The 24,458-nt window shown below is 70.0% G+C and carries 22 protein-coding genes; 5 read left to right on the forward strand and 17 right to left on the reverse strand.

The genetic code is table 11. From position 1 onward, the window contains the following. Positions 1-203: 203 nt before the first annotated feature. The 6 genes from CHC08_RS24085 to CHC08_RS24110 all read right to left on the reverse strand — a co-directional run bounded on the left by CHC08_RS24085 (position 204) and on the right by CHC08_RS24110 (position 4,676). On the reverse strand, positions 204-476 hold the full coding sequence (locus CHC08_RS24085; RefSeq protein ID WP_089209636.1) for a hypothetical protein: 273 nt from the start codon (positions 474-476) through the stop codon (positions 204-206). Then, the gene (locus CHC08_RS24090) at positions 460-834 is read right to left on the reverse strand and encodes a hypothetical protein (RefSeq protein WP_089209637.1); all 375 of its coding nucleotides are present in this window, start codon (positions 832-834) and stop codon (positions 460-462) included. The genes CHC08_RS24085 and CHC08_RS24090 overlap by 17 nt, the downstream gene beginning before the upstream one ends. A 47-nt stretch (positions 835-881) precedes the next feature. After that, a complete protein-coding gene (locus CHC08_RS24095) occupies positions 882-1,736 on the reverse strand; it encodes a helix-turn-helix domain-containing protein (protein ID WP_089209638.1) in 855 nt (284 codons plus the stop codon). Positions 1,737-1,840: 104 nt separating this feature from the next. Continuing rightward, a complete protein-coding gene (locus CHC08_RS24100; protein WP_245878519.1) occupies positions 1,841-2,662 on the reverse strand; it encodes an ATP-binding cassette domain-containing protein in 822 nt (273 codons plus the stop codon). Then, the gene (locus tag CHC08_RS24105; protein WP_089209639.1) at positions 2,659-3,687 is read right to left on the reverse strand and encodes an ABC transporter permease; all 1,029 of its coding nucleotides are present in this window, start codon (positions 3,685-3,687) and stop codon (positions 2,659-2,661) included. The genes CHC08_RS24100 and CHC08_RS24105 overlap by 4 nt, the downstream gene beginning before the upstream one ends. Beyond that, complete coding sequence (locus CHC08_RS24110; RefSeq protein ID WP_089209640.1) at positions 3,684-4,676, reverse strand: sugar ABC transporter substrate-binding protein; 993 nt, start codon at positions 4,674-4,676, stop codon at positions 3,684-3,686. Before CHC08_RS24110 ends, CHC08_RS24105 begins: the two co-directional genes overlap by 4 nt. 501 nt (positions 4,677-5,177) lie before the next feature. Here CHC08_RS24110 and CHC08_RS24115 point away from each other — a divergent pair. Next, entirely contained in the window at positions 5,178-6,158 is a 981-nt protein-coding gene (locus CHC08_RS24115; protein WP_245878520.1) for a sulfotransferase family protein, read from the forward strand. Positions 6,159-6,171: 13 nt separating this feature from the next. Here the strand turns inward: CHC08_RS24115 and CHC08_RS24120 are convergent, their stop codons facing one another. Both CHC08_RS24120 and CHC08_RS24125 read right to left on the reverse strand, forming a co-directional pair. Beyond that, positions 6,172-7,062: a glycoside hydrolase family protein gene (locus CHC08_RS24120; RefSeq protein ID WP_245878521.1), complete on the reverse strand. Its 891-nt coding sequence runs from the start codon at positions 7,060-7,062 to the stop codon at positions 6,172-6,174. A gap of 356 nt (positions 7,063-7,418) precedes the next feature. Next, on the reverse strand, positions 7,419-8,741 hold the full coding sequence (locus CHC08_RS24125) for a lanthionine synthetase LanC family protein (protein WP_089209642.1): 1,323 nt from the start codon (positions 8,739-8,741) through the stop codon (positions 7,419-7,421). A gap of 297 nt (positions 8,742-9,038) precedes the next feature. On the opposite strand from CHC08_RS24125, the gene CHC08_RS24130 reads away from it, so the two are divergent. The 4 genes from CHC08_RS24130 to CHC08_RS24145 all read left to right on the forward strand — a co-directional run bounded on the left by CHC08_RS24130 (position 9,039) and on the right by CHC08_RS24145 (position 14,631). Further along, positions 9,039-9,779: a GntR family transcriptional regulator gene (locus CHC08_RS24130; protein WP_089209643.1), complete on the forward strand. Its 741-nt coding sequence runs from the start codon at positions 9,039-9,041 to the stop codon at positions 9,777-9,779. A 404-nt stretch (positions 9,780-10,183) separates the two neighbouring features. Beyond that, positions 10,184-11,185: a zinc-dependent alcohol dehydrogenase family protein gene (locus CHC08_RS24135; RefSeq protein ID WP_089209644.1), complete on the forward strand. Its 1,002-nt coding sequence runs from the start codon at positions 10,184-10,186 to the stop codon at positions 11,183-11,185. A 225-nt stretch (positions 11,186-11,410) separates the two neighbouring features. Continuing rightward, positions 11,411-11,998: an NUDIX hydrolase gene (locus tag CHC08_RS24140; protein ID WP_218825442.1), complete on the forward strand. Its 588-nt coding sequence runs from the start codon at positions 11,411-11,413 to the stop codon at positions 11,996-11,998. Positions 11,999-12,345: 347 nt separating this feature from the next. Then, positions 12,346-14,631, forward strand: a complete 2,286-nt coding sequence (locus CHC08_RS24145; RefSeq protein ID WP_089209645.1) for a helix-turn-helix transcriptional regulator — start codon at positions 12,346-12,348, stop codon at positions 14,629-14,631. Here the strand turns inward: CHC08_RS24145 and CHC08_RS24150 are convergent. The 9 genes from CHC08_RS24150 to CHC08_RS24190 all read right to left on the reverse strand — a co-directional run bounded on the left by CHC08_RS24150 (position 14,616) and on the right by CHC08_RS24190 (position 24,402). Beyond that, entirely contained in the window at positions 14,616-16,238 is a 1,623-nt protein-coding gene (locus CHC08_RS24150; RefSeq protein ID WP_089209646.1) for an FAD-dependent oxidoreductase, read from the reverse strand. The two genes, CHC08_RS24145 and CHC08_RS24150, sit on opposite strands and share 16 nt — an antisense overlap. 1 nt (position 16,239) lies before the next feature. Continuing rightward, on the reverse strand, positions 16,240-16,698 hold the full coding sequence (trxA, locus tag CHC08_RS24155; RefSeq protein WP_089209647.1) for a thioredoxin: 459 nt from the start codon (positions 16,696-16,698) through the stop codon (positions 16,240-16,242). A 12-nt stretch (positions 16,699-16,710) separates the two neighbouring features. Continuing rightward, a complete protein-coding gene (gene clpB, locus CHC08_RS24160) occupies positions 16,711-19,317 on the reverse strand; it encodes an ATP-dependent chaperone ClpB (RefSeq protein WP_089209648.1) in 2,607 nt (868 codons plus the stop codon). Continuing rightward, positions 19,308-19,619 (reverse strand): chaperone modulator CbpM, encoded by a 312-nt coding sequence (locus CHC08_RS24165; protein ID WP_089209649.1) that lies wholly within the window; start codon positions 19,617-19,619, stop codon positions 19,308-19,310. The genes clpB and CHC08_RS24165 overlap by 10 nt, the downstream gene beginning before the upstream one ends. Beyond that, positions 19,619-20,557: a DnaJ C-terminal domain-containing protein gene (locus CHC08_RS24170; RefSeq protein ID WP_245878523.1), complete on the reverse strand. Its 939-nt coding sequence runs from the start codon at positions 20,555-20,557 to the stop codon at positions 19,619-19,621. Before CHC08_RS24170 ends, CHC08_RS24165 begins: the two co-directional genes overlap by 1 nt. Then, positions 20,554-21,126 carry a nucleotide exchange factor GrpE gene (locus tag CHC08_RS24175; protein ID WP_089209651.1) on the reverse strand — a complete coding sequence of 191 codons (573 nt, stop codon included), beginning with the start codon at positions 21,124-21,126 and terminating at the stop codon, positions 20,554-20,556. The genes CHC08_RS24170 and CHC08_RS24175 overlap by 4 nt, the downstream gene beginning before the upstream one ends. Then, positions 21,119-23,029 (reverse strand): molecular chaperone DnaK, encoded by a 1,911-nt coding sequence (dnaK, locus tag CHC08_RS24180; protein ID WP_089209652.1) that lies wholly within the window; start codon positions 23,027-23,029, stop codon positions 21,119-21,121. Before dnaK ends, CHC08_RS24175 begins: the two co-directional genes overlap by 8 nt. Positions 23,030-23,189: 160 nt before the next feature. After that, on the reverse strand, positions 23,190-23,690 hold the full coding sequence (locus CHC08_RS24185; RefSeq protein ID WP_089209653.1) for a YflT domain-containing protein: 501 nt from the start codon (positions 23,688-23,690) through the stop codon (positions 23,190-23,192). Between the two features lie 76 nt (positions 23,691-23,766). Continuing rightward, positions 23,767-24,402 (reverse strand): DedA family protein, encoded by a 636-nt coding sequence (locus CHC08_RS24190; RefSeq protein WP_089209654.1) that lies wholly within the window; start codon positions 24,400-24,402, stop codon positions 23,767-23,769. Between the last annotated feature and the right edge of the window lie 56 nt (positions 24,403-24,458).

Below are 24,458 nucleotides of genomic sequence, written 5' to 3' on the forward strand. Positions count from 1 at the left end.
GGGACCGGGCCCCGTAATGGCGCGATAGGCCCCCGCCTCTTCCCCGGCGGGGGCCTCGCCGTTTCTTCCGTCAGGCCCCGGCCGCCATCTCTGCGCGGTGTTCGACGTGACCTCGAGGTTGGTGGCCATGGCCCCGGGAGACGTTACGTCTCCCTTGAGTGCGTCCCCCGGAGATCGATGATCTGTCCCGGGGCCACGGCGTTTTACCTGGCAGACCTCAGCGGCAGGTCACACGGAAGCGACCATGACGCGGGCAGGGAAGGGGAAGCCTGCCAGAGCTCCAGTTCGACTTCTTGCATGCGGTCGCACAGCTCGGCGACTGTGGGGGCCTCGATGATCCGGACCTGCTGAGGGTCGCGGCATTCCCAGGCGGTGAAACAGCGCCGCCACTGTCTCCACATCACCAACCATCCGTACGCGCCGGCCTGTACCTGGGCGGCGGCTTCGATCTTCGCGGCGTCATACTCGGAGCGCATGCCGGGCCACGACGAGGTCCGCGGGTGACCGGCTGTGGGGCAGCTCGGTCAATTCGGCCAAAGGGCGGGACTGCACGACTTCGTGGTGGATCGCGAGCCTGGCGGCGGCCCTCGCCGGACTCCTGGCGTAGGTGCGCAGCAGGCCGCCGCCGCGACTGGGTTCCGGGCTGATCCACCAGATGAACCGGCCGTTCGTGTGGGCCACGAGCCCGTAGTACACGGAGACCAGCGCCTGGCCCTGGATGACCTCGTGCACGTCCGCCGGGATGTTCCGCAGGGCCAGCTCACCCTGCAGCGCTTCGGCGACTCGAATGATCTCGTCTCGGGAGGGACCGTTATGGAAAAAGTGGGGGGGCACACAAATTACGCTAAATACCAGATAACGCCCCTCTCAACAGTGTTGCGTCATGTTGCGTGGAATTTGTTGGCAGCGGTTTCCAGCAGATTACGAGCATCTTCGCCGTATACGGCGGCACCGCTCAACGTCTCGAACGCCTTTTCATACACGGCGATGTCGCTGGGCGCCTTGTGCTGGATCTGACCGGGTACGGTGTCGACGCGGACGCGGTCGTCGTCGTAGATCCAGAAGTTCTCCGGCGGCATGATCAGCGGCCGCGAGGCCGAGGGGACGATGCCGAAGCTGACATTGGCGACACCGGACGTCAGCTCGGCGAGCCGGCCCAGCTGGACGGTCATCGGCCCCGGCTCGACCACCGGGGTGCGGAGGGCCTGCTCGCCGATGATGAACGCGAACCGCTTGCCACCGCTCCGCAGGATCTCCTGCTGCTTCAGCCGGGCGGTCACCGCGGCGTCGATGTCGTCGGGGATACCCCGGAAGTCGATGATGGCCCGCAGGTGCGCGCGCACGTAGTCCGGCGTCTGGATCAGGCCGGGGACGGCCGAGTGCTGCCAGACGCGGAACTGACGGGTCTTCTCGTACAGCGGCAGGAACGACGACTGCACGTGGCGGAGTCCGGTCTCCTCCAGCCGACGCCACTCGGTGTACATGGCCTCGATGTTCTGTGCGGCCGCGATGAGATCAACCACCTGCTCCTCGGCCTCGCACGCCCCGCACCACATCTTGATGTCTGCCTGGTTCGGCATCTGGACGGCATTCTCGATCTTGGAAATCTTCGTGTGGTCCATACCGGTCTTGCTGGCCAGCGCTCGGCCGGTCAGGCCGGCGTCGGCGCGGATCGCACGTAGCCGTGCGGCGAGGATGCCTTTGGCCTCGTTGATTCGGGCTGTGGAGGTCGCCATCTGCCATCACCTCGTCATCGGCAGGTCAATATCTTTTGATGACGGTACGCCAGCCTTTGCCCCCAATTGCATAATGTTGCGAATCATTGCGAGGATCTATCTTTTCAGCCGGCGGGATCTCCCCGGCTCAGCTCGTGGGCGAGCTGCTCCAGCTCGGCTCCACCCGCCATCAGCGAGGTCAGCTCCTCGCGGGTGATGTCCGCCTTGCCGTACTCACCGAGGCTGGCACCCCGGTTGAGCAGCAGGAACCGGTCACCGATCGGGTAGGCGTGGTGCGGGTTGTGGGTGATGAAGACGACGCCCAGGCCCCGGTCACGGGCCTGGGCGATGTAACGCAGGACGACTCCGGCCTGCTTGACGCCCAGGGCGGAGGTGGGCTCGTCCAGGATGAGCACGCGAGCGCCGAAATGGACCGCGCGGGCGATGGCCACCGACTGGCGCTCACCGCCGGACAGGGTGCCCACGGGCTGGTCGACGTCGCGGATGTCGATGCCCATGGAGCGGAGCTCCTCGCGGACCACGTGTTTGGCCCTGGCCACGTCGAAGCGGCGGAACGGACCCCAGCCGAGCCTCGGCTCGGAGCCGAGGAAGAAGTTCCGCCAGACCGACATCAGCGGGATCATCGCCAGATCCTGGTAGAGGGTGGCGATGCCCCGGTCGAGGGCGTCCCGGGGGCTGGTGAAGGCGGCGGGGACGCCGTCCACGAGATACTCACCGGAGTCGGGGGCGTGCATGCCCGAGAGGATCTTGATCAGCGTGGACTTGCCCGCTCCGTTGTCGCCGAGAACGCAGGTCACCTCCCCGGCGCACACCCGCATCGAGACGTCCCTCAGCGCAATCACACCGCCGAACGTCTTTCCCGCGGCACGGACCTCCAGCAGGGCGGAGGCGGCGCCCGCCGGGGTCTTCTCATCGATCGCGGTCAATGTCTCACCTCCTCCGCGTAGCGGCGGACGAACCGGTTGGCGAGGGTGGCCAGCAGCAGCATCGCGCCCAGGAAGAACTTGAACCAGTCGGCGTCCCAGCCGGCGAAGACGATGCCCTTGTCCGCCATGCCGAAGATCACGGCGCCGAGGGCCGCCCCGATCGCGGAGCCGTACCCGCCGGTCAGCAGGCAGCCGCCGATCACCGCCGCGATGATGTAGATGAACTCCTGGCCGATGCCGGAGTTGGCCTGCACCGAGGTGAAGCGCAGCGCCATGATCGAGCCGACCAGCCAGGCGGCCACGGCGGTGGTCATGAACAGTGCGATCTTCGTCCGTTCGGCGGGAACCCCGACGGCGCGGGCCGCCTGGTCGTCGCCGCCCACCGCGAAGATCCAGTTTCCGGCCCTGGTCCGGGTGAGCACCCAGGTGGCCAGGGCGGTGACGCCTATCCACCACAGGATGGCCACCCGGAAGTCGGTCCCGCCGACCGGGATCGTCCCGGCGAGCAGGGCCCGCGCCTCCTCGTACCCCTCGGCCTTGCGCAGACCGCTGACCTGCACGGTCCCGGTGAGAGCCTTGGTGACGCCCAGGTTGACGCCCTGGAGCATCAGGAACGTGCCGAGCGTGACGATGAAGCTCGGCAGCTTGGTGCGGACCACGATCAGCCCGTTCACGAACCCGATCAGCAGGGCGACGACGAGGGCGACGAGCATCGCCGCCCAGATCGGAAGGCCGTACCGGGTGGCGAGGATGACCATGATGAGGCCGGTGGTGCCGGTGAGCACCCCGGCCGACAGGTCGAACTCCCCGCCGATCATCAGCAGCGCGATCGCCACCGCCATGATCCCGAGTGTGGAGGCCGGGTCCAGCCAGTTGGCCACGCCCTCGATCGAACGGAACGTGGCCGACTGGCTCGCGAAGAACCCGAAGACCGCGACCGCGCCGACCACCGCGCCGAGCTCCGGCCGGATCAGCAGCCGCCGGGCCACCCCGGTCCGGACGAGCCGCTCGTCCGCCACCGTCACCGCGTGCCGCTCTCAGCCAGCTTGGCGACCTGCTCGGCGTTGTCCTTGGTGACAAAACCGGGTCCGGTGTTGACCGGCAGGCCGCCGCCGACGGTGTTGAGGTTGTTCTTGTAGAGGGTCAGGAAGGTGATCGGCAGCCAGCCCTGGAGATACTGCTGCTGGTCCACCGCGAACAGGATCTCGTCGTCCTTGATGGCGGTGACCACGTCGGCCGACAGGTCGAAGGTACCGAGCTTGGCCTTGGAGCCGCCGTCGGCGATCGCGTCACGGGCGGCCACCGCCACGGCCGGGTTGAGGGTGAGCACGCCGTTGACGGAGGTGTCCGACTGGAGCCTGGCCTTGATCTTGGAGGTGGCGTCGGCGAGGTTGCCCACGTCCACCTGGAGCCGCTCGACCGCGGCGCCCAGTCCTTCGGTCGCACCGTTGCACCGCTGGTCGAGGCCCACGTTCCCGGCCTCGTGGATCACACAGAGCAACTTGGTGACCCCCTCGGCCTTGAGCTTCTCCCCCGCGCCGCGCCCCGCCACGTCCTCGGACTGCCCGACGTGGGTGATCGCGCCGAACTCGCGGGACCTGTCACCGCCGGAGTTGATGGTGATCACCGGGATCTTGGCGGCGACGGCCTTTCCGACCGCCTCCTTCAGCGCGTCCGGGTTGGCCATGGAGACCACGATGCCGTCGACCTTCTGGCTCACGGCCTGGTCGATGAGCTGGGACTGCCGGGCGGGATCCCCGTCACCCTGGTAACTCACCGTGACCCCGTACTGCCTGCCGGCGGCCTCAGCGCCGTTCTTGACCACGTCCCAGAAGGCGTCTCCCGAGCCCGCGTGAGTGATGACGGCGAAGGTGCCGCCCCCGGCCGCCGGGGCCGGGGCCGTCGCCGCACCCGCCGACGCTCTGCCGTCCTGCCCGCCTGAGCCGCTCGAGCAGCCGGTCAGAGCGGAGAACCCCATCATGGCCGCCACGACCAGCCCTGTTGTCCACTTCATCGGTAACCTCCGTGCGTTGCCTCGCCGGATCCCCCCGCCCCTGGTTTGTAACCAACGCATTACCTGCATGTCAATAATTTGTCGTGACATTAAGACTTATAAATGCGGTGTCATCTCCGGGCGGGCGCATTAACGACATCCCCGGCCAGGCGCATTGACGGAATCTCCGGATGTACGCATTGATGGCGCCGAGGTGGGTAGAGCAATGCCGCCCGACGTGCAACCGGACGCGAAATGCGATGAAGGTATCCTGGTTTCTGACGATGACGTCACCCTTGCGGCTACGGCTCCCCGGAAGGACACCAATGTCACGTCCGTCAACTGAAACGAGGTAGCCGGCTTCCACGACCTGAGCGTCGACGCCGACGACTCAAGCTCTCCCCACGGTCAGCGGATCCCCCGCCATGCGGCGATTCTCTCTGCCGCCGGCCCCTTGCCTTCACCCCAAAAAAGATTATATTTACCATAATATCAGTAGGAATTAGGGGTAATAAGATGCCCATGCCGGATTTCCTCACGATTGGTACCCCGAAGTCTGGGACCACCGCACTGCACGCGGCGCTGGCCCGGCATCCGGGGCTCTTCCTGTCGCCGGTGAAGGAACCGAAGTTCTTCCTGACCGACGGCCCGCCCCCGACCCGCGGCGGTCCCGGCGACGTCCAGACATACCGCGAGCACATCTGGCGGCGAGAGGACTACGAGGCCCTTTTCGACGCCGCCCCGCCGGGCACGCTGACCGGCGAATCCACCCCGCTCTACCTCTACGACCTGGCCGCGCAGCGGCGCATCCGCGCAGCGATCCCCGACGCCAGGCTCATCGTGGTGCTGCGTGACCCGGTGGAGCGGGCCCACTCCAACTGGACGCACCTGTGGTCTGCCGGGCTGGAGCCGATCGGCGACATCCTGCGGGCCTGCGAGGAGGAGCAACGGCGGATCGAGGCGGGCTGGGCGCCGTTCTGGCACTACCGCGGGCTCGGCAGGTACGGCGAGCAGCTGGCGCACCTGTTCACCCTGTTCCCCCGCGAGCAGGTTCTGGTCTACCGCTATCGGGACCTGGTGGACCGGCCCGCCGAGACCCTGGACCGGATCTGCCGCTTCCTCGGGGTCGAGACCGGCGTCATCACCGAGGTTCCCCGTGAGAACGTGACCGCGCACCCGGAGCCGACACGCGGGCACCGCGTGCTGTCCAGGGCGCTGCGCGTCGGATCGGCGGTCGGCCGGTTCCTGCCGGCGCGAGTGAGCGGGGCGCTGACCGATCCGCTGGAGCAACGGCTGCAACAGCGGGCGCGCTCCCGCCAGCCGCTGACCTGGGATCAGCGGGAGCAGCTGATCGGCTACTTCGCCGAGGACGTGGCACTGCTGCAGAAGGTGACCGGCGAGGACTTCAGCGACTGGCTGCGTCCCCGCGAGCGGTCCGGCGGCCTGGTGGGCGTCCGCCCCGCCGGCCAGCGCCAGGCCCGGAACGGCCGCCCGCAGACGTGACGCGGGGTGCCCGTCAGCGCAGCTCGGTACGGAGATCGTGCGCCCCGTCGGCGCGGGTGTACTCGTAGTAGAGCCGCCGCCCGCCCTCCGGCAGGTCCACGATGTCCAGGTAGCGCAGGCCGCCACCCGCGTGCGGTGAGGCGGCGGCGGGCACGACGCCGACCGGGGTCAGCACGGCCGGGTCGACTCCGACGGCCACGCCGGTCTTCTCCTCGTAGTTCTCCGCCGCGGTGGCTCGGCCGTCGTAGAAGGCCAGCACCTGCCCGTCCAGAAAGCGGACCGCGGCGATCCGCGCGCCCCGGGCGTCCCAGAGGCCGGGACGGCCGCTGAGCGCCGTGCCCTGCCAGATCCATTCGAGCCCGTCGGCGCTGGTGGCGTAGTCGCTCACCATCTGGTCGGCCTCATCGGGCTCGGCCAGCGGATGGCAGGAGGCCCACAGGTGCCACATGCCGCCCTGCCGTACGATCACCGGGTCCTTGACGCCCGTCTTCGGGTCGCCGGGCAGCACGGTCTGGCGGTGCCCGGGGTGGAAACCGGACGGGTCGTCGGCCTCCAGCACCTCCACGCGCCAGTGCTTGGTGCCGTAGGTGGCGCAGCTCAGATAGAGCCGCCAGCGGCCCTCCGGAGTACGGATCAGGGTGGGCCGCTCCAGCGACTCGGTGTCCATCTCCTGCCTGCCGATCGTGACCAGGGTCTCGAACCGCACGCCGTCGGAGGACCGGGCGACGACGACGGCATAACCGCGTCCCTCGCCGATGGGCCGGCGCAGCCGATACGCGAGATAGATCATCCCGTCGCTCGCCACCGCGCTCGGGGCACCCGCCCAGTGGCCTGCGGCCGACTCGGCCGGCTCGATCGCGACCACCGAACGCTCGGGGTCGGGAAGGAAATCCTCGATAGTCACGGCACCGACGGTAGGCAAAGCTTGCGCATCACTCACAGAGAATCACCAATCATGGTCACGAGTTTGGTCACCCTTTGACGATCGATTAGGGCTGATCGCCTCAGGGCCTCCGCACGAGGGTCGTCGGCGGCCGCCGCCCATCCTTGAGGAGGAGTGGCACGATCCGGCACGCCGAATTTGATGGCGAGGGGCAGGTGCGGGGGGCCGAGCCCGGGGAAGGACCCGATGTTTGACGGTACCCCCTGGTGAGGGGTGCCTCGAAGCGGGAATCGACGGCGGTTACACTGTGCCCCCCGCGTCCCCTATGTCCCCTGTGAGGGTGATCTCTGCTCTCCCGCGGCATGGTCGCACGATCCTCAGGAACGGCGGAGCGTCGCGCTGGGCACGGGGATGGCCGGAAAGGGGTTGTCGGGCGGCAGGATGAGCCGCCGTGCCTCCGCCGGGCGCGTGGTGGCGTCCAGGTGGAGGAGCGCGGCCCCGATCCCGGCCGCGCCGACCATGTAGCCGGTGTCGGCGGTGACCTCCCAGGGCCGCAGCCGCCGGTAGGCCTGGTACCAGCGGGACCCCTGCTCATCGTGGCCGGCGGCGCGTCCGATCAAATTCGCCCCCAGCGCCTGGGCGAGCTCCAGATGCGTCTGGCTGCCGGTCGCCGCCCAGAGGCCGACGAACAGCTCCAGCAGCCCGGCCGCGCCGCAGCACTGGCAGGCCGCGTTCCAGTAGCCGTTCGTCTGGCGGGCGGGAACACCGCTGACGGCGATCCCCCTGGCCAGCCGCTCGACCCAGTCGAAGTCGGCGGCGTCGCCCGCCACCCGGTGCAGCTCGTAGAACATCCGCGCGACCCCGGCGGAGCCCGAGCAAAAGCCCAGATAGTGCAGGTCACGACCCTGGGGAATGTGGTGCGGGATCATCGCGCACCGTTCGGTCACGGTGCTGATCGCCCGGACGAAGTCGGCCCCTCTCCTGGCGGCGCTCAGGAAGTGGCTCTCCCCGGTCACGCCGTACAGGCGGGCGAGCAGGAAGGCGGTGCCGGCCGTGCCGGACAGGAAGCCCGGCGTGACGGCGTCCAGCGGCAGGTCCGCGCAGGCGCCCTCGCCGAAGCGGTGGCCGGGCACGACGAGCGTGGCGATACGGGCGCCGGCCTCGACGGCGATCTCCTGGTAGGCGGGCACCCCCAGGATGCCCCCGGCGTGCAGGAGACCGAGAATGATCCCGCCGTCGCCACGCTGGGCGGGATCGCCGGTCCAGCCCAGGCCTCCGTCGATCGGGCGCGCGCTGCGCACGATCTGGTCGGCGACGGCCCCGGCCTCGATCTCGAAGGAGTCGTCGCCGGTGGCCCATCCGGCCTCGGCGAGCACGAACATCACTCCGGCCAGGCCGTGGTGGAGGGAGAGATCGGCCTGCTCGCGCCAGGTGGCGGCCAGGTATCGGGCTCCGGCCCTCGCGTCGACGAGATAGCTCTCGTCTCCGGTGGCGGCGGCGAGCTCGAGGAAGAACAGGACGATCCCCGCCGCCCCGGAGTACAGAGACAGCGGATGGTCGGGCATGGCGGCCCGGCCTCGCGGGTCGGGGTTGGCTCGCCAGTGCCGGCCGCGCTCGTCGTCCACGGCCGCCGACCGGATCCAGCGCGCGGCCCCGACCGCGGTGGCCAGCGGGTTCTCGGCCCCCGGTTCCGGGCTCATGGCGGCTCCTTCGTGTGGCGAGACCATTACCTTACCCGCATTTCCTACAGGATCAATGGGTAATTCTGATACCCAGGATACTCGCCGCGTCGCACGGCGTCACTCTCCCGGTTATACCCGCTGCCCACCCCCGGCAGGCCACGCTCGACCGCCTCCGGCCACATCGCATGAAACGACCCTACTGCCGCGGGCGGGCTCCGCCCACTTGGGCGTGTCGCCGTAAGCAGAAGCGGCTATTTGTCATGACATTCTGATGTCCGCTAGCCTGATCACGGAGCGTATGTACCGGGAGGGCGAATGACAGCGAAGCTCGCCATCGACCTCGACCGGTCCAGCCCGATCCCCCTGTACTTCCAGGTGGCGGAGCAGATCTCCGAGGCCATCCGGCGTGGCGACCTGACCCCCGGCTCCCGGCTCGACAACGAGATCCTGCTCGCCGACCGGCTCGGCCTGTCCCGGCCGACCGTGCGCCAGGCGATCCAGTATCTCGTCGACAAGGGCCTGCTGGTGCGCAAGCGAGGCGTCGGCACCCAGGTGGTGCACGGCCAGGTCAAGCGCTCGGTGGAGCTCACCAGCCTCTACGACGACCTGCGCAGGGCCGGTCAGGAGCCGGCCACCCGGGTGCTGTCCCTGGAGCGCGCGCCGGTCCAGGAGGACGTCGCCGCGATCCTCGGGGTCACGATCGGCACGGAGATGCTGCGCCTGGAGCGGATCCGCTACGCCTCCGGCGAGCCGCTGGCGCTGCTGCACAACTGGCTTCCCCTCGGCCTCGCCCCGCTGACCGCCGAGAACCTCTCGGAACGCGGGCTCTACGAGCTGCTGCGCGCGGCCGGGGTGCGAATGCGCGTGGCGAACCAGCGCATCGGAGCGCGCGCGGCCACCGCGGCCGAGGCCAGGCTGCTCGACGAGCGGCGCGGCGCGCCGCTGCTCACCCTGCTCCGCACCACCTACGACGACCAGGGCAGGGCCGTGGAGCACGGCTCACACGTCTACCGGGCCTCGCACTACTCCCTGGAGGTCACGCTCATCGAGCGCTGACCGGCTCGGACACCCGCCGACCGGCTCCGCCCCGAAGTGCCGAGCCCCGATCGGATCAGCCGCGGGACGGCTCCCGCGCAACCCGGCGCCACGCTCACACCGACCTGAGTGCCCTCCAGGCCGTGTACGACAACCGGATCAGCGTGGCGGACGCGGCCCGATCCGGCGGCCCGCACCTTGACGGCGACGAGGTCTGACGGACGTTCACGACTCGCGGAGCCATGCCCATGGGGCGTGGCGCCCGCCATCCGCGCCGGACCATTCCCCGTGAGGAATTGCCGCTATTCACCGGCCGCCTGCAGGGTGTGACGCATGGACGACGACGTCCGCTTCGGCCAGGCGATGCGGTCTCTCGTCATCAAGCGCCGGTGACCCGGACTTCCAACGAACAGAAAGAGGACACGATGCGGGCCTATCAGCTCGACCGGTTCGAAAGCCTCGACGGTCTCGTCCTTCGAGAGCGTGAGGTGCCGCAGCCCGGCCCTGGCGAGGCCGTTGTACGGATTCACGCCCGGTCGCTGAACTACCGGGATCTGCTCATCATGCACAGGCGGTATCCGGTCCCGGGCACGGCCGGAGTCGTGCCGGTGAGCGACGGCGCCGGCGAGGTCGTGGCCGTCGGCGAGGGGGTGACCCGCGTCGCCGTCGGCGACCGTGTCGCCGCCACCTATTTCCCGCGCTGGCGGGACGGCCGCTTCGCCGTCGAGATGGTGGCCGAGCAGTTCGGCTGCACCCGCGACGGCATGCTGGCCGAGTTCACGGTCGCCGACCAGGAGGCGCTGGTCACGATCCCGGCGCACCTCTCGTACGAGGAGGCGTCGACGCTGCCCTGTGCCGGGGTAATGGCCTGGTCCGCGCTCACGGGCCTCCGGCCGGTGCTGCCATCGGAGACCGTGCTCACGATCGGTTCCGGGGGTGTGGCGCTGTTCGCGCTACAGTTCGCCACGCTGTTCGGCGCGCGCGTCATCGCGGTCACCTCGAACGACTCGAAAGCCGAGTTGCTCAAGCGACACGGCGCGAGCGTGGTCGTGAACTCCTCCCGGTCTCCCGACTGGGAGCGCGCGGTGCGCGACGCGACGGACGGTCGCGGCGTCGACCACGTGGTCGAGACCGGTGGGCTCGACACGCTGCCCAGATCGCTGGCCAGTTGCGGAGCCGACGCGCACGTCGCGTTGGTCGCCGCCCTCGGGGCCGGCGCCCTCGACGCGCCGGCGCTGGGTGCGCCCACCACCATCCGCCGGCTCTACGTCGGCAGCCGCGCGAGCTTCGAGGCGATGAACCGGGCGATCTCCCACCACATGGTGCGTCCGGTCATCGGCAGCGTGTTCCCGTTCGACGAAGCGAAGGACGCCTACACGCACTTCGCCGCCAAGCGTCATGTCGGCAAGGTGGTGATCGGAACATGAGATCCATCGCCGACGCTCCGGCCCGGGATCGCGGCGCCGACGACGCGGGGCGTCGGCCGAGGCAGGGATCCGGCTGCCGGTCACGCGGGGCCGGCGCGCTCCGGCGAGAAGCGTGCGCGGGCGGAAGGTAATCGGATTGCCCGGGCGTCCGGGGCTGTGGAAGTGTTGGCCGGGCCGTCGGCGGCGGCTTTTTCGGATACGGGATGCAAGGACTTGGGGGGTCTGGTGACGAGCGCCGAGGTGGCCGAGGTGGGCCTGCTGGCCGAGATGTTGACGCGGTATCGGCCGTCCTCGGCGGTGGAGGCCGCCGATCTGGACCGGGTGCGGGCGCTGCTGGCCGCGGGCGACGACCCGTGGAGCCGGTCGACACCTCTGCACGTGACGGTGTCGGCGACGATCGTCCACCGGGCCACGCGCCGGGTGCTGTTGCGCTGGCACGCCCGCCAGCAGGCCTGGCTGCAGGTCGGCGGGCACGCCGACCCGGGGGAGACCGACCCCCTGCGCGTCCTGTTGCGCGAGAGCGAGGAGGAGACCGGGCTTTCTGATCTCACCCCCTGGCCGGATTCCTCCATGATCCATCTGGTGATCGTGCCGGTCGCCGCAGGAGGGCACGAACCCTCACACGAGCACGCCGACCTGCGCTTCGTCCTGCAGACCCGCACACCGCAGGCGGTGCGGCCGGAGAACGCCTCCGCACCGCTGCGGTGGCTGTCGGTGGAGCAGGCCCGGGAGGCGACGGCGGAGGCCAACGTTCGCGAGACCCTGTCACGAGTGGAGCACCTGTTGGAGCACGCTCCGGGAAACACGCGCTGAACGCGTCGCCCGCGCCAGGCCGTCGTCACCGGCGGCGCCTCCGGCATCCGTGCCCGCGGCGCCGCCAGGACCTGGCGGGCCTGCCGCTCGGTGACGCGGCGACGGCCCGGCTCCACATCATGATCGTCGGTGCGCGCCACCGGCACCGGGTGCCCGTGAGCCGTTCGCCGAAAGGACGGTCCCGGTACGGCAAACCCGGCGCCATGATCAGGCCGCCCAGGCCAAACCCAGGGAAAATAGCTCTGAGGTGCGGGGTTATTCCGTGCACCGCTTCATCTTCCGGGAACGTGACACCTAGGATCACCGAGGAGGAAGCTTGGCCATGACCTCAGATCCGGGACAGGGCGATGCGCGGCCGGAGGCGTGAGTGGTCGGCGGTCCTCAAACTGCTGAGAACCGTCGCGGGCGTGAGCCAGAACGTCATGCTCGTCGAGGGCGAGCCGGGGATAGGGAAAAGTCTTCTTCTCCTCGAAGCCGCGAGCGTCGCGTCCGCGCGAGGAGTCGCGGTGGCCACCGGACGGGCCGACCAGCTGGGACGGCTGATGCCGCTGGGACCGCTGCTGTCCGCCCTGGAGGAGTCACCGGCGCCCATCACCGTCGCCAGGCACGCCTTCCCCTTTCCCGAGGGGTCCGGTCTGCTGCTGTGGCTGGCCGAACAGGTTCAGACCTCGCTGGAGGAGAGAACCGGCTCCGGACCGCTGCTCGTCACCCTGGACGATCTCCAGTGGGCCGATCCGGCCACGCTCATGGCCCTGCGAACCCTGCCCTCGCGACTGGCGTCCCGTCCCGTGGCCTGGCTCCTGGCCCGCCGTACCGCCTCGGGCCACGACGACGCCGACCGGCTGTTCGACCTGCTGGAAGAGGAGGGGGCCGTCCGGATCCTCCTGCAACCGCTCGACGACGACGCGGTGGCCGAGATGTCCGCCGACGCGCTGGGTGTGCCCGCCGGGGAGGAGCTGGCCGTGCTGGCCGCCCAGGCCGGCGGCAATCCGCTCCTTCTCGCCGAACTCCTCAGGGGGCTACACGAGGAGGACCACGTCCGCGTCGAAGGCGGCGTCGCCCGGCCGACCGGGGCCGCGCTGCCCCGGCGCGTCCACACCGCCGTACGGCGACGCCTGGACGAGCTCGACACCAAGACCCGGCACCTGCTGGAGGCCACCGCGGTGCTCGGGCGCTCGTTCTCGCCGACGTACGCGGCCGAACTGCTCGGCGAGACTCCGGTCGCGCTGCTTCCCGCGCTCCGGGAGGCGCTGGCGGCGGGCGTGCTCGTCGCCACCTCCGACGAGCTGGAGTTCCGGCACGAGCTGCTGTGGCGGTCGGTCGTCGAGAAGGTGCCCGTGCCGGTACGGCAGGCGTTGCACCACCAGATCGAGCGCAACCCGCCCACCCGTCCGGCCCCCGTGTACCGGCACACCGACGATGCCACGGCCGAGGCGCTGGTGGCCCTGTCGCTGCTCGCCTGGGACGAGGGCAGGCTCTCCCGCGGCCTTGACCTGGCCCGCGAAGCCGTGGAACTCCCGGCAGGCGGGTGCCATCCACGGCCCCGGACCGTCCTGGCGAGGATGCTGACCGACCTCTGGCTGCTCGACGAGGCGGAGGCGATGACGGCGAGCGCCGAGGCGGAGGAGGGGGAGGGACAGTCCCTGTGGGCCGCCGAGATCTCCGTCCTCCGCGCCCGTCTGGCCCTCGCCGCGGGGCGGCCGGGCAGCGCGATCGAGCAGGCCGAGGCCGGCCTGGCCGCCGCGAGTGTCCTGGATGCCCCGGCCCTCGTCTCCTCGGCCGTCTCGGTGCTCGGCACGGCGTCACTGCGAGCGGGCGATCTTCCCGGCGCCGCCAGATACCTGGAGAGGGATCCGGCCAGGTCGGCGCGGGGCGTGCCGCCGTGCACGCGGCTCCACTCGGAGCTGATGGCCGGGCGGATCAGCGAGGCGCTCGGCGGAGCCGCGGCCGCGATGGGCTCGCTCGGCCTCATCTACGACGCGCTGCCCAGGCACACCGGCGCGCTGACCGGCGATCCCGCCGCCGCGGCGTGGCTGGTACGGGTGGCGATGGCGACCGGCGACCCGCGGCGGGCCGACGCCGTCGTCGACGCGGCCGAGGGCATCGCCTGGCGTAATCCCTCCCTGTCCGGCCCCTCGGTGGCCGCCTGCCACGCGCGGGGGCTGCGCGACCATGACCCCGACGCGCTGAGCCGGGCCGCGGCCGAACACACCGACCCGTGGGCCAGGGCCTCGGCGGCGGAGGATCTCGGCGTGCTGTTCAGCGCGGACGGCGGCTCCCGCGATCTGGCCGTCGACAGTCTCAACGACGCGCTCACCTGTTACGGGACCGCGGAGGCCACCCGTGACGCGGCACGGGTGCGGGGCAGGCTGCGGGCGCTGGGCGAGCGCCGCCGTCACTGGGTCAGGACCGATCACCCCGTGTCGGGATGGGCCAGCCTGACCGGTACCGAGCACGCGGTCTGCGATCTGGTCGCCCAGGGGCTGACGAACCGGCAGACCGCCGAGCAGATGTTCATCAGCGAGCACACCGTCGCCTTCCACCTGCGCCAGGTCTTCCGCAAGCTGAACATCCGCTCGCGGGTCGAGCTGGCCAGGCGCTCCGGAGAGGAGAGCGTTCATCCGACCGGCTGAGGCACCACGCGTGCGACGTGCTCGTGCACCAGCCGGACCGCCATCGCGCCCTCACCCACGGCCGAGGCGACCCGCTTGACCGACTGGCTTCTGACGTCGCCCACCGCGAAGACGCCCGGCAGGCTGGTCTCCAGGGGCAGGCTGTCGTCGAAACCGGTGAGGACGAATCCCTTGTCGTCGAGGGCGAGGGAGGGGGCGAGCCAGTTCGTGCACGGATCGGCGCCGATGAGCACGAACATCGCCCGGGTGTGCAGACGCGTCCGCGCCCCGGTCTGGTTGTCCTCGGCGACGACGGCCTCCAGGCCATCGGTGCCGACGAGTTTGCGCACCTCGGTGTGGAGCATCACCTCCACCCGGGGGTTGTTCTCGATCCGGTCGGTGAGATAGTGCGACATGTTCTGCCCGAGGCTCTCCTCGCGGATGAGCAGGCGCACCGAGGAGGCGTGCTCGGACAGGAAGATCGTCGCCTGGCCGGCCGAGTTCCCGCCGCCCACCACCACGACCGGGCCGCCCTTGCAAAACTCGGTCTCGGCCAGGGTCGCGGCGTAGTACACGCCGTTGCCCTCGAAGTCCTCCAGGTTCGGCACATCGAGCTTGCGGTAGCGCGCTCCGGTGGCGATGATCACCGTGCGGCCGTGGACCGGCCGCCCCTCGCCGAGACCGATGATGTAGTGGCCGTCCCGCTGCTCCAGTGAGGCGGCCTCGGCCGGGACGCCGAGGGACGCGCCGAACTTCCTGGCCTGGATGACGGCCCGCTCGGTGAGCTCGGCGCCGGAGATGCCCGTGGGGAAACCGAGATAGTTCTCGATGCACGAGGAGGTGCCCGCCTGGCCGCCGAGCGCGACCGCGTCGAGCACCACCGTGCTCAGACCCTCCGACGCCCCGTACACCGCGGCCGCCAGGCCCGCCGGGCCCGCTCCCACGATGACAAGATCGACGACGCTCTCCGGCATGGCCGGTGCGGGCAGGCCGACGGCGCGCGCCAGCTCGGCGTTGCCGGGATTGCGCAGAACCCGGGTCCCGCCCACGATCACGATCGGGGTCTGATCCGACGTGATGCCGAGGTTCCGGATCAGCGCCTCCGCGTCCTCGTCCTCCTCCAGATCGATCCACCGGTGCGGCAACCGGTTTCTGGCGGCGAACTCGCGCAACCTCCGGGTGCCGGGCGAGTAGCGGGAGCCGATGATCCTCAGCCCACTCCCCTGGACGATCAGCAACGAGCGGCGGACCATGTAGGCCCGCAGGATCAGGTCCCCCAGCTCGCAGTCATGGGCGACGATCTCCCGCAGGCGCCAGGTCGGAACCGCCAGGACCTCGCCCGCCTCGCAGACGACCGACGTCAAGAACGACTTCAGGCCCGTGAGCAGTCCCAGCTCACCGAGGAAGCGTCCGGGCCCGTGCACCCAGGTGACCTGCTCGTCGTCGACGCCGGCCACCTTCCCCGTCAGGATGACGAAGAATTCCGGGCAGACCTCGCCCTGCCGGATCAGGACGTCGCCCACCCGGGTGGGCCGGCGGGTTCCGTAGGGTGCGAGCCTGTCGATCTGCCCGTCGCTCAACCGAGGAAATGCCCCATGATGGTCGGGCGTCTCCGTGAACGCGTCCATCTCAACCACCCTCCCCTCCTGTCGCCGCACCCGCCGAGGCGAGCGCGCCCTCCACCCAGGTGCGCAGTTCGGCGACCGGCGCGGCGCCCGCCCGCTCGGCCACGACGCGCCCACCGCTCACGACCATCAGGTACGGCACGGCGCGGATCGTGAAGCGGTCGGAGAGCTTCGGCGCCCGGTCGATGTCCACCTTGACGAGCTTCACCCTGCCGGCGAAGTCCTGGGCCACCTGGTCGAGGGCGGGGCTGACCATCCGGCAGGGCCCGCACCACGTCGCCCAGAAGTCGACGATCACCGGGGTCGTCGAGCCTTCGACCACCTCGGCGAAGTCGTCGTCACCGGCCTCGGCGATCCACGGCAGCGACCGATGGCAGGAGCCGCAGTGCGGAACGCCCGCCGCGATCGCGGGCACGCGGTTCTTCTTCCCGCAGTTCCCGCACTGCACGATGCGCGATGACATGGCCGGTCCTCCTCATTCGTAGGTGACGACGAGCTCTCCCTCGGCGAGGCCGACCCGGATCACGGCGCCCTCCTGGGCCTCCCCGGTGATCAGCGCACGTCCGATGCGGGTCTCGACCTCCCTGGCGATGAACCGGCGCAGCGGGCGGGCGCCGTACACGGGGTCATACCCCTGCTCGGCGATGTACCTGAGCGCGTCCTCGGTGATCTCCAGCCGGATCCCCCGCTGGTCGAGCCGGGCGCGCAGCTCACCGAGCATGAGGCCGACGATGCGCTCGATCTCGTCGGGGGTGAGCGGCTTGAAGATCACGATGTCGTCCACCCGGTTGAGGAACTCCGGACGGAAGCGGGAGCGCAGCTCCGCCATGACCTGCTGCTTGGCGTCCTGCTTGATCTCGCCGCCCGGCGTGACGCCTTCGAGGAGGTACACGGAGCCGATGTTGGAGGTCATGATCAGGACGGTGTTGCGGAAGTCGACGGTCCTGCCTTGCGCGTCGGTGAGCCGCCCGTCGTCCAGCACCTGCAGCAGCGTGTTGAAGACGTCGGAGTGCGCCTTCTCCACCTCGTCGAACAGCACGACGGAGTAGGGCTTGCGCCGTACGGCCTCGGTCAGCTGGCCGCCCTCCTCGTACCCGACGTAGCCCGGAGGCGCGCCGACGAGGCGGCTGACGGTGTGCCGCTCCTGGTATTCGCTCATGTCGATGCGGACCATGTTGTCCTCGGTGTCGAACAGCGCCTCCGCGAGGGCCCTGGCCAGCTCGGTCTTGCCGACCCCCGTCGGACCCAGGAAGATGAACGATCCGATCGGGCGGCGCGGGTCCTTGATGCCGGAACGGGCCCGGATGACCGCGTCGGCCACCAGCTGCACCGCCTCGTCCTGGCCGACCACCCGCTCGTGCAGGATCTCGTCGAGGCGCAGCAGCTTCTCCCGCTCCCCCTCCTGCAGGCGGCTCACCGGGATGCCCGTCCATCTGGAGACGATCATCGAGATCTCGTCGTCGGTGACGACCTCGCGCAGCAGGCGTGCGACGCCCTGCTTGCTGAGCAGGCGTTCCTCCTCGGTCTGCAGTCGCCGTTCGAGCTCGGGCAGCCTGCCGTGCCGCAGCTCGGCCGCGCGGTTGAGGTCGTAGTCGCGCTCGGCCCGCTCGGCCTCGGCCCGCACCTGCTCGATCTCCACGCGCAGGGCCTGGACCGTGCGCAGCGCCTGCCGTTCGGCCTCCCACTGCGCGCGCATGGCATCGGCCTCGGCGCGCAGGTCGGAGAGCTCCCTGCGCAGCTCCTCCAGGCGGGCCCCGCTCGCGGCGTCCTCCTCCTTGGCGAGCGCGGTCTCCTCGATCTCCAGCCGCATCACCCGGCGGGTGAGCTCGTCGAGCTCGGCGGGCATGGAGTCGATCTCCGTACGGAGCATCGCGCAGGCCTCGTCCACCAGGTCGATGGCCTTGTCGGGAAGGAATCTGTCGGAGATGTAGCGGTGGCTCAGCACGACGGCGGCCACCAGGGCGCTGTCCTGGATCTTCACCCCGTGGAAGACCTCCAGCCGCTCGCGCAGGCCCCGCAGGATCGAAACGGCGTCCTCGACCGAGGGCTCGTCGATCATCACCGGCTGGAAGCGGCGCTCCAGGGCGGCGTCCTTCTCGATGTGCTTGCGATACTCCCCGAGGGTCGTCGCCCCGATCATGTGCAGCTCACCGCGGGCGAGCATGGGCTTGAGCATGTTGCCCGCGTCCATGGCGCCCTCCGCCGCGCCGGCGCCCACCACCGTGTGCATCTCGTCGACGAAGAGCAGGATCCGCCCCTCAGCCGCCTTGACCTCGTTGAGCACCGCCTTCAGCCGTTCCTCGAACTCACCCCGGTATTTGGCGCCGGCCACGAGCGAGCCCATGTCAAGGCTGAAGACCGTCTTGCCCTTGAGCCCCTCGGGCACGTCCCCGTTGCCGATCCGCTGGGCGAGGCCCTCCACGATGGCGGTCTTGCCCACTCCGGGATCGCCGACCAGGACGGGGTTGTTCTTGGTCTTGCGGGACAGGATCTGTATGACGCGGCGGATCTCGGCATCGCGGCCGATGACCGGGTCGAGCTTGCCCGCCACCGCGTCGGCCACCAGGTCGCGCCCGTACTTCTCCAGCGCCTCGTAGGCGACCTCGGGCATCGCCGACGTCACCCGCTGGTTACCCCGGATCGAGGTGAGCGCCTTGAGGAAGGTGTCCCTGCTCAGGCCCGCCTCGTGCAGCAGCCGTCCGGCGGCGGTCTCGCTCCCCTCCTCGATCAGGGCGATGAGCAGATGCTCGACCGAGACATACTCGTCCTTGAGCCGGTCGGCCTCGCGCTTGGCCGCCTCCAGCAGGCGTGACAGCCTCTGCGTCACGTAGACCTGGCCGGGTTCGACCCCGGGCCCGCTGACCCGGGGCCTGCGGTTCAGCTCGGCCTCCAGCTCCTCCCTGAGCCGGTTGGGGTCGGCGTCGGCGGCGAGCATCAGCCGGGGGATCAGCCCCTCCGGCTGGTCGATCAACGCCAGCAGCAGATGCTCACCGTCGATCTCGGTGTGGCCGAAGCGAAGCGCCTTGGTCTGGGCGTCGTGCAGCGCCTCCTGCGACTTCTGCGTCAGCTGGTTCAGGTCCACGAAGAGCCTCCTGTGAGTCGGGAACGGTCGCGCAGGGCGGCCTCCAGTTCGGCGATACGGTCCAGCAGATGCACCACGAGGCCGAGGGCGGCGTAGTTGAGGGAGAACCCCGCGCGCAGGCGCTGGACCCGCGCCATGACCTGCAGCTCAGGTGCCGGGAACCAGAGGCGGCCGGCGGCGTCATGCTGCGCTTCGAGCACGCCGAGGACGACGAGGCGGCGCACCAGCTCCGGATGCGTCCCGGTGGCCCTGGCGAACGCCTCCAGGTTCAGACGGTCGGGCCTGGTGAGGGAGTAGGTCATCACCGCCTCCTCGGATCGAATGTCGAGACCGCGGCGAGCTGCTCGAACAGGCGCCGCTCCTCCTCCGACAGCTGTGGCGGAACCATGATCCGCACCTCGGCATACAGGTCGCCCGGCTTGCCTCGGGCGCCCGGCATCCCCCTGCCGCGCAGCCGCAGCCGCCGCCCGCTGGACGTGCCCGCGGGCACCTTGACCTTGGCCTCGCCCCCCGGGGTCTCGACCACGACGGGCGCCCCGAGCGCCGCCTCCCACGGGGTGACGGGGAGATGGACGTAGATGTCGCGGCCCTCGACCCGGTAGCGGGGATGCGGCGCGATCCTGACGATCAGGTAGAGGTCCCCGGCGGGAGCCCCGTCACCGCCCCTGCCTCCCTGCCCGGCCAGCCTGATGCGCTGCCCGTCGGTCACGCCCGCGGGAATCTCGACGTCCAGCCTGCGCGAGTCGCCCAGGGTGATCGAACGCCGGCCGCCGTGGTAGGCCTCCTCCACGGTCAGCTCGATCTCGGCTTCCTGGTCGGCGCCGGGGATCGGCCCCCAGCCGCGGCCCGCCCGGCCCCCTCGGCCGGTGAAGATACCGCCGAGGAGGTCGTCGAGGTCGACGTCCTGGCCGAAGCCGCCGAAGCCCCCGGTCCCGGCCTGGCCCGCCCTGCCCTGCCTGGCTCCGCGGCCTCGGGCACGCGCCCAGGTCTCCGGGTCCACGTCGTCGGGCACCTGGCGGAAATCGGCGCCGAACGCGTCATAGCGGCGCCGGGTGGCCGGATCCGACAGGACGCTGTACGCCTCCGAGGCCTCCTTGAACCGGTCCTCGGCGGCCGGGTCCTTGTTGACGTCGGGGTGGTTGTCGCGCGCCAGCTTCCGGTAGGCGCGCTGGATCTCGTCCTGGCTCGCGCCTCTCGGCACCCCGAGGATCTCGTAGAAGTCACGGCGGGGGGGCATCATTCCCCCTTGGCCACCACGACCAGCGCGGGTCGCAGCTGCTGTTCGCCGTCTCCGTAGGCGGGCCGCAGCACGTGCAGGACGGTCCCGTCGGGCGCGTCCTCCTGCGCGAGTACGGCCACCGCCTCGTGCCTGGCCGGGTCGAACGTCGCTCCGGTGTCGTCACGGCGGGCGAAGCCGAGACGGGCGAGCACGTCCTGGGCCTGGTCCCGGATCGCCTTCAGCCCCTCGACGATCGACGCGGGATCGGTCTCCGCGTGTTCCAGGGCGCGTTCCAGGTTGTCCAGCACGGGCAGCCATTCGGCGGCCGCCCGCGCGCGTTCGTCGGCCCGCACCCGCTCGACGTCCCGGACGACGCGTTTGCGGAGATTGTCCAGGTCTGCCAGAGCACGCCGCCAGCGGTCCTCCAAGTCGGCGACCTGTGCCTGGAGCTCCTCGATCCGCGCCTGGAGCTCTGCCACGCCCGGCGCGGTGCTCTCGTCCGGCCCAGCCCTCTGGTCCGGCGCGGTGCTCTGGTCAGAGACGGCGCGTTCGGTGCGCTCGGTTCCCTTCCGTTCGGATGGCTCATTCATTGGTCGTGAACTCCGCGTCGATGACATCGTCGTCGTTCCCGCCCTGAGCGCCCTGAGCGCCCTGAGCGCCCTGAGCGCTTTCCGGTTGGCCGGGACCGCCCGAGGGGCCGGAGGCCGACGTTCCGAGGCTCTGGTAGACCTGCTGCAGGTCGGTCGTGAGAGACCGGAGCCGGTCGAGCGGGGCCTCCTGCTTGATCGCCTCACGGGCGTCGGTCACCAGCATCTCGGCCCGCGCCTTCTCGTGGACGGGCACCGCGTCCCCCAGCTCCGCCAGACGCCGTTCCACCTGGTAGGCGGCGCTGTCGAGCTCGTTGCGCGCGTCGACCATCTGCCGCAGCCGCTGGTCCTCGTCGCGGTGCCGCTCGGCGTCGGCGACCATCCGCTCGATCTCGCTCTGGTCCAGGGTCGAGCTCTCGGTGATGGTGATGCGCTGCTCGGCGCCGGTGTCCTTGTCCTTGGCGGAGACGTTCAGGATCCCGTTGGCGTCGATGTCGAAGGTCACTTCGATCTGGGGTACGCCGCGCGGCGCCGGCCTGATGTTCTCCAGCCGGAATCGGCCGAGGACCCGGTTGTCGGCGGCGCGCTCGCGCTCGCCCTGCAGCACCACGACGTCCACGGCGGTCTGGTTGTCCTCCGCGGTGCTGAACACCTCGGAGCGGCGGGCCGGAATCGTGGTGTTCCGCTCGATGACCTTGGTCATGATCCCGCCGAGTGTCTCGATGCCCAGCGAGAGCGGTGTCACGTCGAGCAGGACGACGTCCTTCACCTCGCCCTTGATGACGGCCGCCTGCACCGCGGCGCCCAGCGCCACGACCTCGTCCGGGTTGACCGTCATGTTCGGGTCCTTTCCGCCCGTCATGCGGCGCACCAGGTTCTGTACGGCGGGCATCCTGGTCGAGCCGCCCACCAGGATCACCTCGTCGATGTCGTCGGCGGTGAGCTTGGCGTCGGACATGGCCTGCTGGACCGGACCCTTGCAGCGCTCGACGAGATCGGCGGTGATCTCCTCGAACGTCGCCCGCCTGAGCGTGGTGTTCAGGTGCTTGGGCCCCGAGGCGTCCGCGGTGATGAAGGGCAGGCTGATCTGCGTCTGGGTGACCGAGGACAGCTCGACCTTGGCCTTCTCCGCCGCCTCGAACAGCCTCTGCAGGGCCTGGGGGTCGCCGCGCAGGTCGATGCCGTTGTCCCGCTGGAACTCGTCGGCGAGATTGTCGACGATGCGCCGGTCGAAGTCGTCCCCGCCCAGGTGGGCGTCGCCCGCGGTCGCGAGCACCTCGACGACGCCCTCACCGACGGTGAGGACACTGACATCGAAGGTCCCGCCGCCCAGGTCGAAGACGAGCACGGTCTCGTTCTCCTTGCGGTCCAGGCCGTAGGCGAGGGCCGCCGCGGTCGGCTCGTTGATGATCCGCAGCACCTCCAGACCCGCGATCTTCCCCGCGTCCTTGGTCGCCTGGCGCTGGGAGTCGTTGAAGTAGGCGGGCACGGTGATGACGGCCTCGGTGACCTTCTCGCCGAGGAACTTCGAAGCGTCGTCCACGAGCTTGCGCAGGACCGCGGCGGCGATCTCCTCGGGCGCGTACAACTTTTCGTGGATCTTGAAGCGGACGGCCCCGTCGGGCCCCGAGACCACGTCGAACGACACGGCGTTCATCTCGCTGGTGACCTCGTCATAGCGGCGGCCGATGAAGCGCTTGGCCGAATAGATCGTTCCCTTGGGATTGAGGATCGCCTGGCGGCGGGCCAGCTGCCCCACCAGCCGCTCTCCCTGCTCGGTGAACGCCACGACCGACGGTGTCGTGCGCGACCCCTCGGTGTTGGGAATCACCGTGGGTTTGTCGCCTTCCATCGCGGCGATGACCGAGTTGGTGGTGCCCAGGTCGATTCCAACTGCTTTAGCCATTTTGGCCTCCTCGATGCGCTGACCCTTCCGCGCCGGCCCATCCGTGTGAGCCTCTTGATCTGATTGCGGCGAACGGCAAACCCAACCCCCGGCTCCGGGGGTGCGGGACTGCCCGCACCCCCGTCCCCCGCCGGAGACCCTTCCCTTCGCGGAGGCCCCGTCAGGCGAGGTCTCCCGGATTGACGGAGCTCTCCCGCTGCACCTGAGGCATGCCGGCGTCGAGCAGCTTGCGCGCCTCGGCCGCGTGATCGGCCGTGACCAGAACCTCGTAACGATCGGCGACCAGGGAACTGGAGGAGAGGAAGTCCCGCTTCCCGCCGCTGAACGCGTGGGCGATCAGCCCGAAGATCGCTCCTGCTATCGCGCCCCAGATCAGACCCCACAGGGGCAGGACGATCGGAAAACCTCTCGCGAAGATCGCAAAGAACAGGCCGATCAGCAGACCGAACCAGGCACCCGACGCCGCGCCCATCCCCGCCGCGCGCAGAGGGGTCAGCCGTCCGAGCACCTGCTCGATGAGCCGGAGGTCCACTCCGACGATCATCGTGTGCTCGACCGGGAACCGCTGGTCCGACAGCTGGTCCACGGCCCGCTGGGCCTCGGCGTAGGTATGGAAGGTGGCGATGGGCTCGTGCCCGGTCAAAGTGATATCAGGTCGCATGGCGCTTCCCTTCACAGTGCTTCTTCATACTCACCGTGACCGCACCAGCGCGGCTGCACATCCCCAGACCTGATAATCAGTCCGCGGTCACCGGCTCCAGGGCCTCCTGCGCGGCCATCTTGGCCGCCCTGCGCTTGACGATCAGCATGGTCGCGGCGCCGAACAGCACCGCGGCCGCCAGCCCTGCCCAGGAGAAGCCCTTGAGCCACTTCTCGGCGACCCTGCCCAGGTAGTAGACGACGGCGGTGGTCCCGCCCGCCCAGGCGATCCCGCCGAGCACGTTGGCGATCAGGAACTTCCAGTACGGCATGCGCACCGCGCCCGCGATCGGACCGGCCAGGATACGCAGAAGCGCGATGAACCGGCCGAAGAACACCGTCCACATGCCGTAACGCTGGAAATAACGCTCGGCCTTGTCGATGTGGTCCGGACCGAAGTGCTTGGGGAACCTGCGGCCCAGCCGGTCGAACATGGGCTTGCCGCCCTTGCGTCCGATGGCGTAGCCGATCGAGTCGCCGATGATGGCCCCGGCGCTCGCGCAGACGCCCACCCAGAACGGATCGACCACTCCCTGCGCCGCCATCAGCGCGGCACTGACCAGGACGATCTCTCCGGGCAGCGGGATGCCGAGACTCTCCACCCCGATCACCAGCCCGACCAGGAGACAGATCCACAACGGAGATATCGCCTGAAGCCACGCGTCGACATGCATGACAGACACTTTATTGCGACGCCCGGACCGTCCTCGCCCTTATGCGCAGGGCCGGT

Source organism: Streptosporangium subroseum, from assembly GCF_900188345.1.
Lineage (GTDB): Bacteria > Actinomycetota > Actinomycetes > Streptosporangiales > Streptosporangiaceae > Streptosporangium > Streptosporangium subroseum.